We start from the raw sequence: 13,934 nt of genomic DNA on the forward strand, positions 1-13,934 counted from the left end.
TCGTCAATTTTGCTTTGCCAGTCAATTTTGAGAAATTCACGAGTTTTAGTGAATTGACCATTAACTATTCATTATTTGTCCTCAATCAAAATCATGTGGCGGAGTTTTATCATTCTTACCTTTGTTCATAATGAGTAGTCCGATTGATAAGCCTATTACGCCTGCTGCTCCAATCATTAAAGCTCTTTGCAGTTTATCTGCTTCATTGTTTCCAAGATAATTCATCAGGAAAAGAATGGCAAAGGTAATAACACATATAATCAGGTGATTTTTTCCGAATAGCTTCATTGGATTTATTTTAATTTATAAGAAATCATGATACCTCCTCTGTAAGGTAGAATTTCACCACTTCTGTTGAATTTATTGTCTTTTCTGTCGTATCGTTCTCCTGTAGTTCTGTCGTATCCTTTATAGAAATCCTGTGATGTCCCGATAGCTGCGTAAACATCAATATTCCACCTGTCGGAAACTTTAAACTGATATCCGCCTGTTATCCCAAATATTACGGAATATCCTTTCTGGTAGAGATTTGAAGTGACGAAAACTTCTCCAAAATCATTGTAATAAGGTCCATCAGACCAATAATTCCACTTTTGCAATACAAACGATGAAGCCGCAATATTGGCTCCTACATACCAGTGTTTAAAAGCTTCATTAAAATAATATCTGCCTTCCGCCGACACAGAGTAATACTGCAGTTCATGTCCTGCAAATGATTTCCATGGTGATATCAGAACATCTCCCTGTACCGTAACTTTTTTTGGTAAGCTGGTGTTCAAGGCCTAAATTAACGATTCCAATAGGAATAAGAAGTGCATTACCTTTTATGTAAACGCTCGTTTCATGGCTCTGTTCAAGTTCCTGAGCATTTAAATTTCCTAATAGAAATAAAGTAAGTAATCCTGTAATGAATTTAATTTTTATCATTTTGTATTGATTTGCTTTAATAATGTATCCGCTAAAGTAGAGTCTTTCTGTGCCTTAATAGCAATATTCTTCGACATCTCGGCAAAGTCTTTTGCCTGATCTTTGTTTCCTGTCAGGAAGTATAGTTTGGCAAGAATATAAGTGTTTTCTGAGGTTTCTCCACGCATGACAGATTTTTCTGCCCATTCTGTTGCTTTTTTGAGAGAAGCAGGATTGGTGACGTGTTCAGAAAAGATCCATGCGGCTTTTAGTAATTCATTAGGCTCAAAAACTTCAGAATTTTTATAATAGACAAGCGCTGCTTTTTCATATTCCGGGAAATTTGCATTTTGCTCGTAATAGCTGAGCTTGGTCTGGTTGAGCTTAACTTCTGCATCATGTTTCCCTACAATTGGTTCGGCGAGCTTCATGAAATAATCGTCATTAATTCTTTTATTTTGTCTGTCGATGGATTGCTCAACGATTTTTCCCAGCCTGATCTGATTGTCGAATTCACGATAAGTTTCCTCGGGTAGAAATTTGATGATCTCAGCTTTTCTTTGGGTAAAAACTTTATAATTTTTGTCTTCGGAAGATTTCAGAAAAAATAATAAAAGTCCGATGTCGTCTTTTGTCAGTTCGGATGTTTTTTCTTTATTTTCAAAATATCTTTCTGAAGCTTTTTTTTGCGAAATCAAAATCTGAGGATGAGTTCAGCCTCATAATATTGATCAGGAATTCAGGGTCTTTTTCACCTTTTTCGAAACGTTCTTTTAAAGTTCCTTTCTTATTGTTCGGTGAATTAATGTTCTGTGCCATTGAAAGAAACATACTTTCTTCCATGTAACCATAATTTTGTGAAACAAGCTCTCCGTCGCCATTCAGAAAAAGATAAGTAGGATAGGAACGTACCCCATATTTTGTAGCAATCTCTCTTCCTTCACTTTTTTCCATGTCAAATCTCGCATTCACAAAATTGGAATTATAATAATCTCCCACTGTCTTTTTAGTGAAAATATTCCTTTCCATCATTTTGCATGGGCCACACCACGAAGTATAAGCATCAATAAACAAAATTTTGTTTTCTTTCTTTGCTTTCGCAATCAGATCTTTAAAGGGCAGATCCTGAAATTGAATAGCTTCCTGGGCGAATATTGTGATAGTGGACAATAAAAATAAAACGGAGACAATCTTCTTCATTTTTCAATAAAAATTAAAAAGCGAATATACTTAATTTCAACGTAAATGAAGTGCGGTTATTGTGAATTAATTGGTATGAAGTAACAAAAAAAGTCACCTCATGTGAGATGACTTTAAGTGGTTTCTCCAGGAATCGAACCAGGGACACATGGATTTTCAATCCATTGCTCTACCAACTGAGCTAAGAAACCATTGAATACTTCTTTTTTGAAGTGGTGCAAAACTAATAACAATTATTAGACTCTGCAAGTCTAAAAAACAAATTTGAAAAGAAAACCACCTTTTTACAGGTGGTTTTTTGTGGTTTCTCCAGGAATCGAACCAGGGACACATGGATTTTCAATCCATTGCTCTACCAACTGAGCTAAGAAACCATTCTTTTACTTCGTTGTTTTAAAGTGATGCAAAAGTAAGAAGTTTTGGTATATGAAGCAAGTATTAACAATACTTTTTTTAACAAAACTTAAAACCTACTGATTTTCAACCGAATTATTTTCCTGTTCCTTACGGATCTTTTCACTCATTTCTTCCAATACAGGCTTAATCGTACTTTCAGGAAGATCACTTATTCTGATGTACATTAGCCCGTCGATCGCATCATTGAAGTTAGGATCTACATTGAAAGCAATAACTTTTGCGTTTTGTTTGATATATTTTTTAATTAAAACCGGTAGTCTCAGCTCAGGTTCAAGATCGTCAATGATTTTATCTAATTTATTAAGATCAGACTCCATCTCATCAAAGAAAAGATTTTTATCTCTGTCCCTTAGTTTTACCTTATATTCATTTCTTGGAGTAATGTATTGAGCTACAGCAGAATCGTAATAATTTGAACGCATAAACTCAATCATCAGAGATTTGGAAAACTCAGAAAATTTATTAGAAATACTTACTCCTCCCATAAGGAATTTATGATCCGGATTTCTCAGGCACACATGAATAATTCCTCTCCAAAGAAGAAAAAGTGGAAGCGGCTTCTGCTGATACTCCTGGCAGATATAAGCACGCCCCATTTCGATCACTTTTTTTAAAGAATGGATGGATGTCCTGCTCAAATTCAAACAGTGAACTGGTGTAAAATCCTTTAATTCCGGATTTTTTCATTACTTCTCTGCCTAATGCCATTCTGTATGCTCCTACGAGTTTTTCTTCGGCATTGTCCCAAAGAAAAAGGTGATGGTATTGTTTATCATATTCATCCAGGTCGAAAGGAAGGTTGCTTCCTTCGCCCACCGCCCGGAATGTGAGTTCTCTCTGGCGGCCGATTTCTCTCATGATCGAAGGGATTTCTTCATATTTGGTGAAGTAAACCTCATAATTTCCATTGCTGAAAAACATCTTATCAGTACCTTTCAGTTTATTGATGTCTTTGAGGATGTCTTCTTTTGGGGTTTCGTCGATGATATTCTGAACGATATTTTCTTCTTTCAGTAAAGGGAATTTTACCGAAAGATTCTTAAGATTAATGCTTTGTGCAAGAGATTTTCTTTTTTCGTAGTAAGATTTCATCATATAAACCTTACGCTTGAGAAAATCGCCCAGCTCTTCAATACTTTCCATATCATCCATCGCTTTTACGGCGATAGGTTTGCCAATTCTGATTCTGATAGGTTTTTCTCTGTCATTCATCATTTCTGCGGGAAGCATCAAGGTTTGCAGACTTGGATGAAGCTTGGCTACCTGATAAAATATTCTGCTGTTTTTGGCATGGAAGTACATAGGAACTACCGGAACTTTGGCCATTCTTATGAGCTTAAGCGCGGGTTTTTCCCATTCTTTATCTAAAATTTCCCCATAAGGATTATTCTTGTTTGAAACTTCTCCCGCCGGGAAAATTCCTATGCAGCCACCGTTTTGCAGATGTTTCAGTGTTTCGCGCATGCCTGATGAGCTGCTGTAAGCTTCTTTTCTGTTTTCAAAAGGATTAACAGAGATTACATAAGGTTCCATCGGCTTTATTTTTTCCAAAAGGAAATTACCCATTACCTTGAAATCCGGACGTACTTCAGATAAGATTTTGCACATCAGAATGCCGTCAATGGCGCCAAGCGGATGGTTGGAAACCAAAATAAAGGGGCCTGTTTTCGGGATTTTTGCTAAATCTTCTTCAAAAGCGATATAGCTTAAATTCCGCTCTCTCACAAATGAATCGAAAAAGTCTTTGCCTTCCTTGTCTTTCAGTTTATCATATAATTTATTTACTTCATTTATTTTAGCAATGCTCATTACAGCAGATGCTACAGGATTTTTAAGAAATCCTATTTTATGTAAGCCGGAAGCCTTTATTAAATCGTTTTTCGAAATTAAACTCATGTGTGTGGTTAGTCGCAATTAGTTTTATTGTGTTACCATTTGAAGTGTATTCTTTGATATTTGCTCCAATAATACACTTTTTTTCCTGGTAAAATTGATCAATGTGATCCATCTTCGCATTCCTTACGGTAAATAAAGATACATTTTTTACCACTTCTGTACGGAATACTTTCTGAAGTTCTTCGTTTAGTTCATCTATATTATTAAATTTATCTTCAAGACATAAAGCCAGTGAAATAGCAGAATTCTGCATCAAGGAAACTTTAATTTTATATTTGGATAAATATCCGAAAATTAAGCTCATATGATCTTCTGCAATGAAGGAAAAGTCTCTCGTTGAAATTTTCAGAAGGGTCTGATGTTCTTTTAAAATATAAGATTCTTCGCTTTGATTTTTATCTGAAGCGCCAACTTTCGTTCCAGCTTTGGTAGGATCTACGAAAGATTTTACATAGAAAGGAATATTTTTTTGCTGAAGTGGCTGCAGCGTTTTCGGGTGAATAACACTCGCCCCGTAATAGGCCATTTCAATGGCTTCTTCGTAGGAAATATTGGAAAGCAGAGTCACATCTTTAAATTTTCTAGGATCTCCCGTCATCACTCCCGGAACGTCTTTCCAGATCGTCATGGCGTCGGCATTCAGGCAGTAAGCGAAAATTGCTGCTGAGTAATCTGAACCTTCTCTTCCTAAAGTTACCGTGAAATTATTTTCATCCGAACCGATAAATCCTTGGGTAACATAGCATATTTCTTTGTTGAGATTTGAAATAAATTCTTCTGTTTTAGCCCAGTCTACAATACCTTCGCGGTAAGAATTATCGGTTTTTATATAATCCCGCGCATCCAGCCACTGATTGGTAAACTGAATCTCGTTTAAATATTCACTCACAATTTTAGTGGAAATCATTTCTCCGCAGCTCACTACCTGATCGTACACAAAGTTGTAGTTCGGAGATTTATTTCTTCTCAAAAAAAGAATCGATATCATAGAAAAACAGATTTATTTCCGCAAAAACAGCATGATTTTCAGGGAATAGTCCTTCCGCGATTTCAATGTGTTTTCGTTTTATTTTTTCAATTTCAGTTTGAAAGTTATCTTTCTTGAAATAAAGTTCCACCACTTTTTCCAACTCATTCGTTGTTTTGCCCATTGCTGAAATTACCAGCAGGCATTTTGAAAATCCCTGGCTTTTTAATACCATGGATACATTTTTTACACTTTCAGCATCTTTTACCGATGCTCCACCAAACTTGAAAATTTTCATTAAATTGTTAATAATAAAATTGTTAGATAAAATTTGTGGGAATATTTTACGGGTGTCAAAATTATAAATTTACAACGAGATATGAAAGAGTGCAGGGGTGGGTTTGGCTTAAGATTTCATTAAAATTATTTTTACCGAAAGATTATTATGATATCCTTCGGTATTCGGGAGTGGTTTTTTATGATAAGTCCTGGCTAAAACGTAAAAATAGGATTCTATAGTATTGATAAACAGTAGATAAGGTCTTTTCTTAATAATTGTTTTTAAATGTGATAAATTTTACGAAATTTGGAGACAACGTAAAAAGAAAAATATGTCAGATCAACCATTACAGACTTTAGGAGAATTTCTTATTGACAAGCAGGATGATTTCCAATATTCTACAGGTGAGTTTTCTCGCCTTCTGAGTGCAATAAGATTGGCTTCGAAAGTGGTAAACAGGGAAGTGAACAAAGCGGGAATTGCAGATATTATCGGGAAAGCGGGAAATGAAAATATTCAGGGTGAAGAACAGCAGAAGCTTGATGTCATTGCCAATGAAATTTTTATTACTGCTTTATCTCAAAGAGAAGTGGTTTGCGGAATTGCCTCTGAGGAAAACGATGATTTCATTGACATAAAATGCGGTGAAAATGGTCATTTAAGTAAATATGTTGTATTGATCGATCCCCTTGACGGTTCTTCGAATATTGACGTTAATGTTTCTGTAGGAACAATTTTTTCAATTTTCAGAAGGGTTACAGAACCAGGAACTCCGGTTCAGCTGGAAGACTTTTTACAGAAAGGAATCAACCAGATTGCAGCAGGATATGTGATCTACGGATCATCAACAATGATCGTTTATACTACAGGAAACGGGGTAAACGGTTTTACGCTTGATCCTTCTTTAGGAACCTATTATCTTTCTCACCCGAATATGACTTTCCCGAAAACGGGGAAAATATACTCTATCAACGAAGGAAATTATATCAAATTCCCACAGGGAGTAAAAAATTACCTTAAATATTGCCAGATGGAAGAAGGTGACCGGCCTTATACATCGAGGTATATTGGTTCTTTGGTTGCCGATTTCCACAGAAATATGCTAAAGGGTGGAATTTACATTTACCCTTCTTACTCACAGGCTCCCAACGGAAAATTAAGATTGTTGTACGAATGCAATCCCATGGCGTTTCTTGCAGAGCAGGCGGGAGGAAAAGCAACCGACGGATTCAGGAGAATTCTTGAAATTGAACCTACCGAGCTACATCAGAGAATACCTTTCTTCTGCGGAAGTGTCGATATGGTAGAAAAGGCTGAGGAGTTTATGAGAATTGACAGTGTAAAATAAATGAAAGCAGAATATTTCAGATATTTATTAGAATTCAAGCGCCCGGGTGGAACATCTCGCGGCGTTTTGCATGAAAAAGAAACCTTCATTCTTGAAATTTCTGAAAATGGAAATAAAGGAATTGGGGAATGTGCTGTTTTCAGAGGGCTGAGCTTTGATGACAGGCCGGATTATGAACAAAAGCTTCAGTGGCTTTGTGAAAATATTCATCAGGATTCTGAATTTTTAAAGGATGAATTAAAAGAATTTCCATCGATTTGGTTCGGATATGAGCAGGCTGCTCTCAATTTAAAACATGGCAACAACCTTTATTTCCCAAGCGAATTTACAGAAGGAGGTAAAGCTATTGTTATCAACGGCTTGATCTGGATGGGCGATATTCATTATATGGAAGAGCAAATTCAGGATAAGCTGGAGAAGGGCTTTCATTGTATTAAATTGAAAATCGGTGTCAACTGGAAATCAGAATACGAAATTCTTCAAAAATTAAGACAGAAGTTTTCAAAAGAAATGCTGGAGCTTCGGGTGGATGCCAACGGAGGTTTTTCAAAAGATGAAGCTATAATTGTTTTGCAACGATTGGCAGAACTGCAGATTCACTCTATCGAACAACCTATAAAAGCCGGCAATTGGCAGGATATGGCTGAATTATGTGCTGATACCCCAACTCCGATTGCTTTAGATGAAGAGCTGATCGGTATTGTTGATCTTAATGAAAAAATTAAACTTCTTGAAACGGTAAAGCCGCAGTATATTATTTTGAAACCTTCTTTAATAGGAGGATTTTCCGGTTCTGATGAATGGATTTCGCTTGCTGAAGAGAGAAATATCGACTGGTGGATTACTTCCGCGCTGGAAAGTAATATCGGGCTGAATGCCATTGCACAATACACATTTACCAAAAAAAATCCGATGCCACAAGGTTTGGGCACCGGATCATTATTTGTGAATAATTTCAAATCAGATCTTGATCTGAGAGGAGAATTATTATACTTTAAAAAAGTAAATAAATAACCTTTATAAATGTCTGATAACATTTTGTCTTTAGGATTTATTCCTAAGCTAGATAACATCTTCTACGAAAATTGCCTTTTTGAGGTATTCTAAAAATGAAGAAAACTTTTCTTTAACCTTTTTCATAATAATATTATTTAGTGTTCTGTGTGCTTATTCGTTTACAATCTCTGTGCCATAATATGGTACTATTTTTGTTTTTTGAGGTGATGTTTTTCATAGAACTGTTTAATTGCTTGTTTAATAGCAGATTGAGCCTATTGTAATTTTTGTTAACATTGAAAATGCTTAAAATATTACAAATTTAAACCTTGAAAAATAGATATTGGGCGTAAATAAAGCAACAAGCTTCCTTGGTATTTAGAATATTTGAAATCATGATAAACGGTAATCTAAGTAATGGTTTTAGTCATGGCTAAGATAGACAAAAATACTGATGCAAAACCAATTATACTTTAAATTATAATTTCCATAAAACTTTTAATTTTCCTAAATTTGCAAATTGTCGTATATACGGCACTCTAAAGCGAATTTTAATGGAAGAAGAAAAAAAATCACTCAATTTTATTGAGCAAATTATCGAAGATGATTTGGCAAACGGACTCAGAAATGATCAGATCCGTTTCCGTTTTCCGCCTGAGCCCAATGGTTATCTGCATGTAGGTCATACAAAAGCGATCTGCATCAACTTTGGTTTAGGTGAAAAATACAATGCTCCCGTGAACCTTCGTTTCGACGATACGAACCCTGAAAAAGAAGAGCAGGAATTCGTAGATTCTATCATGAAAGACGTTGAATGGTTAGGTTTTAAATGGGATAAAGTTTTGTACGCCTCCGATTACTTCCAGCAGCTTTATGATTGGGCGGTGCAGCTAATCAAAGAAGGCAAGGCTTATGTAGATGAGCAACCGTCTGAAGTGATTACCGAACAGCGAAAAAATCCTACCGAACCAGGGGTAGAATCTCCATACAGAAATCGTCCCGTTGAAGAGTCTTTGGATCTTTTCGAGAGAATGAAAAACGGAGAGTTTGAAGAAGGTTCAATGTCTCTTCGTGCAAAAATCGATATGACATCGCCTAATATGAACATGCGTGATCCCGTGATGTACAGAATCTTAAAAAGACCTCACCACAGAACAGGAACTGCATGGAAAATCTATCCAATGTATGACTGGGCACACGGTGAATCTGATTATATAGAGCAAATTTCGCATTCTTTATGTTCTTTGGAATTTGAAAACCACAGGCCGTTGTATGACTGGTATTTAGATCAGGTATATGATGAAACTAAGGTTAGAAATAAGCAGAGAGAATTTGCAAGGATGAATGTTTCTTACATGATCACTTCCAAAAGAAAGCTGCAAAGACTGATTGCCGAAAAAGTAGTGAACGGCTGGGATGATCCGAGGATGCCTACCATCTCCGGAATGAGAAGAAAAGGCTACACCGCCACTGCCATCAGGAATTTTATTGAGAAAGTAGGGGTTGCCAAAAGAGAAAATCTTATTGAGATTCAGTTGTTGGAATTCTGCGTTCGTGAAGATTTAAATAAAGTGGCAAAACGTGTCATGACAGTTGTAGATCCTGTAAAACTGATCATTGAAAACTATCCTGAAGGAAAAGAAGAATGGCTGGAAACAGAAAATAATCCTGAGCAGGAAAATGCAGGAACAAGAGAAATTCCTTTTTCCAGAGAGCTGTATATTGAACGTGAAGACTTTAAAGAAGAAGCCAATAATAAGTTTTTCAGACTGAAACTGGGTGGCGAAGTCCGCTTAAAATCTGCTTACATCATCAAAGGTGAAAGAGTGGAAAAGGATGAGAATGGAAATATCACAACCATCTACGCAACATACGACGAAAAATCAAAGTCGGGAAGCGGAACAGAAGAAAGTTTAAGAAAAGTAAAAGGGACCATTCACTGGGTATCTGCTAATCATGCCATTCCTGTGGAGGTGAGAAATTATGATAAGCTGTTTACCGTAGAGCAGCCTGATGCAGAAAAAGATGTTGATTTTTTAAATTTTATCAACCCGGAATCTGTGACAACCGTTCAGGGATTTGCTGAACCAGGTTTAAAAGATGTTGCGGTGGGAGAACCTCTGCAATTCCAGAGAATTGGCTATTTTACGAAAGATCAGGATTCTACAGGAGACAAATTGGTTTTCAACAGAACTGTGACCTTAAAAGACTCTTATAAGCCGGAGTAAAAATTTATTTATATCATTATAAATGAAACAGGGCTTAATTTTTTAAGTCCTGTTTTTTGTTTTTAAAAAGTTTACAGATGGACTCTCGATAGAAATGACTTAAACAAACTAGGATAAAATCCTAATAAAAAATTAAATATTAAATATTAAATTGTGAAACTTATATATCTATATACAAACTCATTCAAAGGGCTTTCCAAGGAAAGCTGGATGCTGGCGCTGGTAATGCTTATCAATCGCGCGGGCTCGATGGTGCTTCCGTTTCTGGGAGTTTATATGACCAATCATTTGCATTTCAGTATAGAAAATACAGGAATCGTACTCAGCTTTTTCGGAATCGGTTCCGTGATTGGCTCATGGCTTGGCGGATTTATCACCGACAAGATCGGGGAATACAAAGTACAGTATCTCAGTTTACTGCTCAGTGTTCCTTTGTTTTGCCTTATTCCTGTTTTCAAAACAGAGATTGGTGTTGCGGCTATTATTTTAATTCAGAGTATAGTAAGCGATTCCTTCCGGCCGGCAAACTCTGTAGCCATCACCAAATATGCAAAACCTGAAAAAATAACGCGGGCATTTTCACTCAACCGGATGGCTGTTAATCTTGGATTCTCCATTGGTCCTGCTTTAGGTGGAATCTTATCGGGCATTTCATACGAGTTCCTGTTTTTTACCAATGCTTTGGCTGCTTTATTGGCAGGAATCCTGTATATCGTCTTTTTTAAAAAACGAAACAAACTGGCCAGACTGAAAGCTAAAAAAAGTAAAAGAAGTAATTGAAATTAAAAAAGAAAATTCGCCCTACCGCGATGGTAAATTTTTAATTTACTGTTTCTTCTGTATGCTGTTTTCTATATGCTTTTTCCAGCTGTTCAGTACACTGACCATCTTTTACAAAGATACGGCTCAGCTCAGTCAACAAAATATAGGATATATTCTTGGTTACAGCGGATTTCTGGTTGTTTTGCTGGAAATGGGACTGGTACAGGTGGCCGAAAAATATTTCAGCCTTGCTGCAACTATGTTCCTGGGAACTTTCATATGTGGAATATCCTACGCAATGCTGGGGTTTGATCACAGTATGATTACACTTATTCTTTCCATGAGCTTGCTGTGTGTGGGAGAGATATGGGCGCTGCCTTTCATGTCGACCATTACCGCATTACGTTCAGGAAAAAATAATAAAGGCGCTTATATGGGACTAAACGGCATTTCCTTCTCCATAGCCTTTATCGTAACACCATACCTGGGAACGCTGATTGCTGAAAAACTTGGTTTTACCACCTTATGGATAGGAACCGGAATTATGGCAACGGTCATTGCTATTGCATTTTATTTTATCGTTCCATGGATGATTAAAGATAGAAAAAAGAATAGTGAATCCTTTGAGTAGCCATTGAATATCAATAGAAATGGGCTTTAGCCCATTTACAAAGTTCAAAAACATCTCGGCTTTAGCCAAAATCTATTTAAAATTTTGGTTAAAGCCTTATTTTGTTTAATGTAAAAGAACAAACTGCGGGAACTTAATGTCAATTGCATTTTATTACTAATATAAAAAAAAATTCTATTCGGATACCATAGTTCGGCGATGAGTGAGAAAACTGTATAATTTTTGCTTATTCACAGACAATGAAAAAAATCTACATTTTTATATCCATTATTTTTGCAGCATTAGGATCAGCGCAGGAAAAAGATTCTGCAGCACTGATCTCCGAAGTACGGATTGATGCTTATAAAAAACCGGCTGCCTTTATCACTTCCACCAAATCTGTATCGGTAGTTTCAGAAAATCTGCTCAACCAGAATACGCCGGAAAGAATGCTGGAATCCATCAACCAGATTTCCGGTGCCAGAATGGAAGAAAGATCTCCCGGTAGTTACAGAATTTCTCTTCGCGGGAGTACCCTGCGTTCTCCCTTTGGAGTCCGGAATGTAAAGGTTTATCTGGATGATTTTATCTTTTCTGATGCGTCCGGAAATACCTATTTCAATGTGATCTCTCCCGGACTGATTCGCAGAATTGAAATTTACAAAGGTCCTGAAAGTGGCGATTATGGTGCTGTTACCGGAGGAACGTTGCTTTTAAAAACATCAGATTCCGACAGAACCTCTGCTCAATTGGCGGTGGGAAGTTACGGAACATTTAACCAAAGCTTTGATTTTTCAAAGCAAATGGGAAAACATTTTGTTGAGGTTTTTCAGAACTATTATCAGACAGACTCGTATCGCGAACAATCTAAAGTCTTACGAAAACAAATCTTCCTGAAAGATAATTTTCAGTATTCTCAGAAAGGGCTATTGAAAGCAATAATGTTATATGCTGATCTCGATTACCAGACGCCGGGCGGACTCACTTTAGAACAAATGGAATTCAACAGGAAGCAGGCAAAACCCGCCACAAAAACACTTCCCGGTGCAAAAGATCAGAATGCCGGGATTCATAATAAATTAATACTCGCCGGAGTTTCGCATGAATATAATTTAAGTCCGGGTTTTTCACATTTTATATTGATTCAGGGATCTTATGTAGATTTTGAAAATCCGTTTATCACCAATTTTGAAAACCGTTTTGAGAAAAATTTTGCGCTGCGTACTCATTTCAATTATGAAAGAAACTGGGAACATATTTCATTGGCGTATCGCTTTGGTTTTGAAGGTGGAATTAATGATATTTTGATCAACAACTTTGATAATAATAAAGGATTTGAAGGTAATCCACAGAATTTTGATAAGATTAAAAACACTTCAGGATTTTATTTTATTTCCCAGAAATTAAATATTGATGAGAAACTTTTTACGGACATTTCTTTAAGCCTGAACTCAAACTCTTATGATTGGAAGAGATTTTTTCCGAGCAGTGAAAACGGGAAAATACATTTTAAAAATCAATGGCTCCCGAATTTCGGACTGAGCTATCTTCTGGCTAAAGGTTTTTCGGTACGCGCAAAAGTAGGGAAGGGCAATTCTGCACCGACCAATGAGGAGATACGTGCATCGGATCAGCAGTTTAATGCAGATCTCAAACCGGAATACGGCTGGAATAAAGAATTTGGAATCCGTAAGCAATTCGGAAATACATTGTTTGTGGAAGGTAGTTATTTTGATTTCAGGATGAAAGATGCCATTGTGAGACGTCAGAATGATGCAGGGCAGGAATTTTTCGTCAATTCCGGGGAAACTGTTCAGAAAGGTATAGAATTCTTACTGGAATCTAAAAGCTTTACCCTTAAAAATGATATTTTCAGCTTTTTTAAATTCAGGATATCAGGAAGCTTTTACCGGTTTACCTTTGAAAATTACCACCAGAATGATGCAGACTATTCCGGAAATGATCTGACCGGTGTTCCGCGGACAACTGTAAACAGCCTTCTGAATTTTGTTTTGTTTAAAAAACTATCTATTGATTATTCACATTTTTATACTTCAAAAATGCCGCTGAACGATGCCAATTCCGTATGGTCGGAACCCAGTCTTGTGGGAAATATACAGTTCAGATTTCCTTTTGAGCTTGACAGGACAAGATTAAATGTATTCCTGCAGATACAGAATATTTATAATAAAGACTATGTGTCTGGCTTTGATATCAATGCTTTCGGGAATCGCTATTATAATCCGGCTGCTAAAAGGAATTTTGTTCTTGGTGCAAAGATTGATTTTTAAGTCATTGCGAAAGAAAATTGTGCTAGAATTCTT

At 36.5% G+C, this 13,934-nt stretch carries 11 protein-coding genes, 2 tRNA genes and 2 pseudogenes; 6 read left to right on the plus strand and 9 right to left on the minus strand.

The window, feature by feature from the left end; all coding sequences use genetic code 11:
• Nucleotides 1-81: 81 nt before the first annotated feature.
• The 9 genes and pseudogenes from AAHI02_RS18325 to AAHI02_RS18365 all read right to left on the minus strand — a co-directional run bounded on the left by AAHI02_RS18325 (nucleotide 82) and on the right by AAHI02_RS18365 (nucleotide 5,684).
• Entirely contained in the window at nucleotides 82-288 is a 207-nt protein-coding gene (locus AAHI02_RS18325; RefSeq protein ID WP_346984480.1) for a hypothetical protein, read from the minus strand.
• Between the two features lie 5 nt (nucleotides 289-293).
• Entirely contained in the window at nucleotides 294-779 is a 486-nt protein-coding gene (locus AAHI02_RS18330) for a DUF3575 domain-containing protein (RefSeq protein WP_346984481.1), read from the minus strand.
• A complete protein-coding gene (locus AAHI02_RS18335; RefSeq protein WP_346984482.1) occupies nucleotides 700-927 on the minus strand; it encodes a hypothetical protein in 228 nt (75 codons plus the stop codon). Before AAHI02_RS18335 ends, AAHI02_RS18330 begins: the two co-directional genes overlap by 80 nt.
• Nucleotides 924-1,604 carry a hypothetical protein gene (locus AAHI02_RS18340; RefSeq protein ID WP_346984483.1) on the minus strand — a complete coding sequence of 227 codons (681 nt, stop codon included), beginning with the start codon at nucleotides 1,602-1,604 and terminating at the stop codon, nucleotides 924-926. The genes AAHI02_RS18335 and AAHI02_RS18340 overlap by 4 nt, the downstream gene beginning before the upstream one ends.
• Complete coding sequence (locus AAHI02_RS18345) at nucleotides 1,567-2,106, minus strand: thioredoxin fold domain-containing protein (RefSeq protein ID WP_346984484.1); 540 nt, start codon at nucleotides 2,104-2,106, stop codon at nucleotides 1,567-1,569. Before AAHI02_RS18345 ends, AAHI02_RS18340 begins: the two co-directional genes overlap by 38 nt.
• Before the next feature lie 118 nt (nucleotides 2,107-2,224).
• A tRNA-Phe gene (locus AAHI02_RS18350) sits at nucleotides 2,225-2,297 on the minus strand.
• A gap of 110 nt (nucleotides 2,298-2,407) precedes the next feature.
• Nucleotides 2,408-2,480: transfer RNA gene (locus AAHI02_RS18355), tRNA-Phe, on the minus strand.
• Between the two features lie 96 nt (nucleotides 2,481-2,576).
• Nucleotides 2,577-4,419 (minus strand): annotated as a pseudogene (locus tag AAHI02_RS18360) (lysophospholipid acyltransferase family protein).
• 24 nt (nucleotides 4,420-4,443) lie between these two features.
• A pseudogene (locus AAHI02_RS18365) lies at nucleotides 4,444-5,684 on the minus strand (aspartate kinase).
• Nucleotides 5,685-5,997: 313 nt separating this feature from the next.
• Here AAHI02_RS18365 and fbp point away from each other — a divergent pair.
• The 6 genes from fbp (at nucleotide 5,998) to AAHI02_RS18395 (ending at nucleotide 13,901) form a co-directional block, all read left to right on the plus strand.
• Nucleotides 5,998-7,014: a class 1 fructose-bisphosphatase gene (gene fbp / locus AAHI02_RS18370; RefSeq protein ID WP_346984485.1), complete on the plus strand. Its 1,017-nt coding sequence runs from the start codon at nucleotides 5,998-6,000 to the stop codon at nucleotides 7,012-7,014.
• Nucleotides 7,015-8,028 carry an o-succinylbenzoate synthase gene (gene menC / locus AAHI02_RS18375; RefSeq protein ID WP_346984486.1) on the plus strand — a complete coding sequence of 338 codons (1,014 nt, stop codon included), beginning with the start codon at nucleotides 7,015-7,017 and terminating at the stop codon, nucleotides 8,026-8,028.
• Nucleotides 8,029-8,564: 536 nt separating this feature from the next.
• Nucleotides 8,565-10,238: a glutamine--tRNA ligase/YqeY domain fusion protein gene (locus AAHI02_RS18380; protein WP_346984487.1), complete on the plus strand. Its 1,674-nt coding sequence runs from the start codon at nucleotides 8,565-8,567 to the stop codon at nucleotides 10,236-10,238.
• A 153-nt stretch (nucleotides 10,239-10,391) separates the two neighbouring features.
• Nucleotides 10,392-11,018 (plus strand): MFS transporter, encoded by a 627-nt coding sequence (locus AAHI02_RS18385; RefSeq protein ID WP_346984488.1) that lies wholly within the window; start codon nucleotides 10,392-10,394, stop codon nucleotides 11,016-11,018.
• A 61-nt stretch (nucleotides 11,019-11,079) separates the two neighbouring features.
• On the plus strand, nucleotides 11,080-11,631 hold the full coding sequence (locus AAHI02_RS18390; RefSeq protein ID WP_346984489.1) for an MFS transporter: 552 nt from the start codon (nucleotides 11,080-11,082) through the stop codon (nucleotides 11,629-11,631).
• A 239-nt stretch (nucleotides 11,632-11,870) separates the two neighbouring features.
• On the plus strand, nucleotides 11,871-13,901 hold the full coding sequence (locus AAHI02_RS18395) for a TonB-dependent receptor (protein ID WP_346984490.1): 2,031 nt from the start codon (nucleotides 11,871-11,873) through the stop codon (nucleotides 13,899-13,901).
• Nucleotides 13,902-13,934: the final 33 nt, after the last annotated feature.

The sequence above is a fragment of the Chryseobacterium sp. POE27 genome (assembly GCF_039727685.1).
Lineage (GTDB): Bacteria > Bacteroidota > Bacteroidia > Flavobacteriales > Weeksellaceae > Chryseobacterium.

Bases quoted from the DNA above. Each gene is read 5' to 3' on its own strand.
- AAHI02_RS18335 (WP_346984482.1), bottom strand. From the start codon at position 927: ATGATAAAAATTAAATTCATTACAGGATTACTTACTTTATTTCTATTA.
- fbp (WP_346984485.1), top strand. From the start codon at position 5,998: ATGTCAGATCAACCATTACAGACTTTAGGAGAATTTCTTATTGACAAG.
- AAHI02_RS18395 (WP_346984490.1), top strand. From the start codon at position 11,871: ATGAAAAAAATCTACATTTTTATATCCATTATTTTTGCAGCATTAGGA.
- AAHI02_RS18380 (WP_346984487.1), top strand. From the start codon at position 8,565: ATGGAAGAAGAAAAAAAATCACTCAATTTTATTGAGCAAATTATCGAA.
- AAHI02_RS18325 (WP_346984480.1), bottom strand. From the start codon at position 288: ATGAAGCTATTCGGAAAAAATCACCTGATTATATGTGTTATTACCTTT.
- AAHI02_RS18390 (WP_346984489.1), top strand. From the start codon at position 11,080: ATGCTGTTTTCTATATGCTTTTTCCAGCTGTTCAGTACACTGACCATC.
- menC (WP_346984486.1), top strand. From the start codon at position 7,015: ATGAAAGCAGAATATTTCAGATATTTATTAGAATTCAAGCGCCCGGGT.
- AAHI02_RS18345 (WP_346984484.1), bottom strand. From the start codon at position 2,106: ATGAAGAAGATTGTCTCCGTTTTATTTTTATTGTCCACTATCACAATA.